Source organism: Salipiger sp. PrR007, from assembly GCF_010499845.1.
Taxonomy (GTDB): domain Bacteria; phylum Pseudomonadota; class Alphaproteobacteria; order Rhodobacterales; family Rhodobacteraceae; genus Salipiger; species Salipiger pacificus_A.
Genome location: NZ_JAAGOZ010000065.1, coordinates 1 through 4,535 on the forward strand (window position 1 = coordinate 1; position 4,535 = coordinate 4,535).

A 4,535-nucleotide genomic window follows, 5' to 3' on the forward strand; every position below is an offset into this window, starting at 1 on the left:
GAGGAGTGCAAGGAGTACTGCCCGCCGATCAACATCTCGCGCGGCGCGCGCTACCCGGTGATGGGCGGCGCGCTGCAGGAGCGGGCGGGCACCGCGCGGCATGACGCGGTGGCCTGGGGCTATGCCCGCGGCGCGGCGGCGCGCGGCGTCGACATCATCCAGAACTGCGCGGTGACCGCGATCCGCCGCAACCCCGACGGCTCGGTGGCGGGCGTCGAGACCGAGAAGGGCTTCATCAAGGCGGGCAAGGTCGCGGTCTCGGCCTCGGGCCACAACACCCAGGTGATGGCCACCGCCGACGTGCGGCTGCCGCTCGAGAGCATGCCGCTGCAGGCGCTGGTCTCGGAGCCGGTGAAGCCGATCTTCCCCTGCGTGGTGATGTCCAACGCCGTGCACGCCTATTGCAGCCAGTCGGACAAGGGCGAGCTGGTGATCGGCAGCGGCACCGACCAATACGTGAGCTATTCCCAGCGCGGCGGGCTGCCGCTGATCGAGCATACCATCGCGGCGATCTCCGAGGTCTTCCCGATCTTCAACCGCATGCGGATGCTGCGCAAATGGGCGGGGATCACCGACAACACCCCCGACCGCTCGCCGATCATCGGCAAGACGCCGGTGAAGAACCTCTACGTCAACTGCGGCTGGGGCACGGGCGGCTTCAAGGCCACCCCGGGCTCGGCGCATGTCTTCGCCTGGACCATCGCCAAGGACGAGCCGCACCCGATCAACGCGCCCTTCACCCTCGACCGGTTCCGCACCGGCCGGCTGATCGACGAAGCGGCCGCCGCCGCCGTCGCGCACTGAGCTGCGCGCGATGATGTCTGCACATTAAGGACGACGCCCATGCTCCTGATTCATTGCCCCTATTGTGACGAGACGCTGCCCGAGGTCGAGTTCACCTACGCCGGCGAGGCGCATATCGCCCGCCCCGAAACCCCCTCGGAGATGAGCGACGAGGACTGGCAGCAGTTCCTCTTCATGCGCGCCAACGTCAAGGGCGACCATTTCGAGCGCTGGCGCCACCTGCATGGCTGCGGGCGGTTCTTCAACGCCGTGCGCAATACCATCACCGACAAGTTCCTCACCACCTACGAGGCGGGCGCGCCCCGTCCCGATCTCGCCGCGCTGAAGGAGGGCCTGAAATGAGCAGCCATCGCGTTTCCGGCCGTGTTGAAGGCAAGGGTCGCATCAACCGGACCCGCCCGGTGAACTTCACCTTCGACGGCAAGACCTACCAGGGCTACGAGGGCGACACCGTCGCCTCGGCGCTGCTGGCCAATGGCGTGCACCTGATGGGCCGCTCGTTCAAGTACCACCGCCCGCGCGGGCCGGTGGCGGCGGGCTCGGAAGAGCCCAACGCGCTCATCGGCACCCGCCGCGGCCCGGGCCGCTTTGAGCCCAACACCCGCGCCACGGTGCAGGAGATCTGGGGCGGGCTCGAGACCAGCTCGCAGAACAAGTACCCGAGCCTGAAGTTCGACGTCGGCGCGGTGAACGATGCCGCCTATATGCTCTTCTCGGCAGGGTTTTACTACAAGACCTTCATGTGGCCGCGCAGCTTCTGGGACAAGGTCTACGAGCCCTTCATCCGCGCCGCCGCGGGCCTTGGCGTCAGCCCCACCGAGGAAGACCCCGACAGCTACGCCTCGCGCAACCTGCATTGCGATGTGCTGATCGTCGGCGCCGGGCCCTCGGGCCTTGCCGCGGCGCGGGTGGCGGCAGAGGCGGGCCTGAAGGTCGTGCTGGTCGACGAGAACCCGGAAGTGGGCGGCACGCTGCTGTCGGAGCCGCAGGCACAGATCGGTGGCACCGCCGCCTGGGACTGGGTCGCCTCGGCGCTGGCCGCGCTGAAAGCGGCGGGCGTGAAGGTCATGACCCGCACCACCGCCATCGGCTATTACCACCAGAACCTCATCGGTCTTTGCGAGCGGCTGACCGACCACCTGCCCAATCTGCCCGCCGACACCCCGCGCGAGCGGCTGTGGCGGGTGCGCGCGAAACAGGTGGTGCTGGCGCAGGGCGCGCTGGAAAAGCCGCTGGTGTTCCACGGCAACGACCGCCCGGGCGTGATGCTGGCGGGCGCGGCGCAGAGCTACCTCAACCGCTACGGCGTGCTGGTCGGGCAGCGCCCCATGGTGCTGACCTCGCATGACAGCGCCTGGTACGCCGCCTTCGATCTGGCCGATGCCGGTGCCAGGGTGCAGGCCATCGCCGACACGCGCGAAACCGTTGACGAGGCGCTGCTGACCGGCGCGCGCCAGCGCGGGATCCCCGTCAAGCTCGGCCGCACCGCCACCGCCACCAAGGGCCGCCTGCGGGTCGCCTCGATCCGGCTCAACCCGGTCTCGGGCGGCAAGGTCGGCGCGGGCGAGGAGATCGCCTGCGACGCGGTGCTGATGTCGGGCGGCTGGACGCCCTCGCTGCATCTTTTCTCGCACACCAAGGGCACGCTGGCCTGGGACGACGACCGCACCACCTTCCTGCCCGAGCGCACGCCGGAGGACTGCGTCATCGCCGGCGCCAGCCGCGGGCTCTGGGGCATCGCGGCGGCGCTGAACGACGGCGCCGAGAAGGGCCGGGAGGTCGCGCTGGCGCTCGGCACCTCCGCCGACGCGGCCAGCTACACCGTGGCGCAGGACCGCGCCGGCACCGGCGTGTCGCACAAGGAGCTGCCGACCGACCTCAGCCCCGGCAAGGCCAAGGCCTTCGTCGACTACCAGAACGACGTGACCGCCAAGGATCTGCGGCTGGCGGTGCGCGAGGGCATGCGCTCGATCGAGCACGTCAAGCGCTACACCACCAACGGCATGGCCACCGACCAGGGCAAGATGTCCAACATCAACGGCCTCAACATCGCCTCGGATGCGCTTGGAAAGAAACAGCCGCAGGTCGGTCTGACCACCTTCCGCCCGCCCTATACGCCGACCAGCTTCGGCGCCTTCGCGGGCTATCACCGCGGTGGCCACTTCGAGGTGACGCGCAAGACCCAGATCGACCTCTGGGCCGAGGAGCAGGGCGCGGTCTTCGAGCCGGTCGGCCAGTGGCGCCGGGCCTGGTACTTCCCCAGGCCGGGCGAGGACATGGAGGCCGCGGTGCGCCGCGAGTGCAAGGCGACCCGCGCCGGCGTCGGCATCTTCGACGCCTCGACGCTGGGCAAGATCGAGGTGGTCGGCCCCGATGCGGTCGAGTTCATGAACCGCATGTACACCAACCCCTGGACCAAGCTCGCCCCGGGCCGCTGCCGCTACGGGCTGCTCTGCGGCGACGACGGCTTCATCCGCGACGACGGCGTCATCGGGCGCATGGCGCAGGACAAGTTCCACGTCACCACCACCACCGGCGGCGCGGCGCGGGTGCTGAACATGATGGAAGACTACCTGCAGACCGAATGGCCCGACCTCGACGTCTGGCTGACCTCGACCACGGAAGCTTGGTCGACCATCGCGCTCAATGGCCCCGAGGCCGCCAGGCTGCTGGCCCCGCTGGTCGAGGGCGTCGAGCTGACCGAGGACGCCTTCCCGCACATGTCCTGCGTGGACTGCACCGTGGCGGGCATGCCGGCGCGGCTCTTCCGGGTCAGCTTCACCGGCGAGATCGGCTTCGAGGTCAACGTGCCCGCGCCCATGGGGCGCAAGCTCTGGGAGGTGCTCTGGGAGGCCGGGCAGCGATTTAACATCTGCGCCTATGGCACGGAAACCATGCACGTTCTGCGCGCCGAAAAGGGCTATATCATCGTCGGCCAGGACACCGACGGCACGGTCACGCCTTACGACGCGGGCATGGGCTGGGCGGTGGGCAAGGCCAAGCCCGACTTCGTCGGCAAGCGCGGGCTGGCGCGGCCCGACCTGGTGGCCGAGGGCCGCAAGCAGCTGGTCGGCCTGCTGACCGAGGATGGCAGCAAGCTCGAGGAGGGGGCGCAGATCGTCTTCGACCCCAAGCAGGCGATCCCGATGACCATGGTCGGGCATGTGACCTCGTCCTACCACTCCGATGCGGCGGGCCGTCCCATCGCGCTGGCGCTGGTGCAGGGCGGCCACGGGCGGATGGGCGAGACCGTCCATATCCCGATGCCGGAGCGCACCATCGCCGCCAAGATCACCTCGACGGTCTTCGTCGATCCCGAAAACACCCGCCTGAAGATCTGAGGAGGCCTTGATGAACGCTCCGCTTTCCGCCTTCCCGCCCGCCACGCAGGTCGAGACACCGGCCGCCAAGGTCAGCTCGATCCTGCCCAAGCCGCGCTTCTCGCTGCGCGCCCGCGGCGATCTTGCGCCGCTCGAACAGGCGCTCGGCGTGGCGCTGCCGCGCAAGATCGGGCAGACCGTGAAGGGCGCGGTCGAGCTCGCCTGCCTCGGTCCCGACGAATGGCTGGTGCTGGCCGCCGATCCCGCGCCCATCGTGGACGCCTGCGCCGGGGTCTACGCGCGCCTGCCGCACAGCCTGGTGGAGATCACCGCCCGCGAGGTGAGCTTCGTCATCGAAGGCCCGCGCGCCGCCGAGCTGATGACCATCGGATGCGCCCGCGACATCGACGC

4 protein-coding genes are annotated in these 4,535 nt (G+C 69.5%); all 4 read left to right on the plus strand.

Going from position 1 to position 4,535, the window contains the following annotated elements:
- Positions 1–804 (plus strand): FAD-dependent oxidoreductase (locus G0Q01_RS22130; protein ID WP_164198136.1); only part of this gene is annotated, 804 nt, incomplete at its 5' end.
- A 39-nt stretch (positions 805–843) separates the two neighbouring features.
- The gene (locus G0Q01_RS22135) at positions 844–1,146 is read left to right on the plus strand and encodes a sarcosine oxidase subunit delta (RefSeq protein WP_164198134.1); all 303 of its coding nucleotides are present in this window, start codon (positions 844–846) and stop codon (positions 1,144–1,146) included.
- Positions 1,143–4,145, plus strand: a complete 3,003-nt coding sequence (locus G0Q01_RS22140) for a sarcosine oxidase subunit alpha (RefSeq protein ID WP_164213866.1) — start codon at positions 1,143–1,145, stop codon at positions 4,143–4,145. Before G0Q01_RS22135 ends, G0Q01_RS22140 begins: the two co-directional genes overlap by 4 nt.
- 10 nt (positions 4,146–4,155) lie before the next feature.
- On the plus strand, positions 4,156–4,535 hold a 380-nt coding region (locus G0Q01_RS22145), incomplete at its 3' end, for a sarcosine oxidase subunit gamma (RefSeq protein WP_164198130.1).

What these genes read in the sequence shown, in the direction of transcription:
- G0Q01_RS22140 (WP_164213866.1), top strand. Translation starts at nt 1,143, where the DNA reads ATGAGCAGCCATCGCGTTTCCGGCCGTGTTGAAGGCAAGGGTCGCATC.
- G0Q01_RS22135 (WP_164198134.1), top strand. Translation starts at nt 844, where the DNA reads ATGCTCCTGATTCATTGCCCCTATTGTGACGAGACGCTGCCCGAGGTC.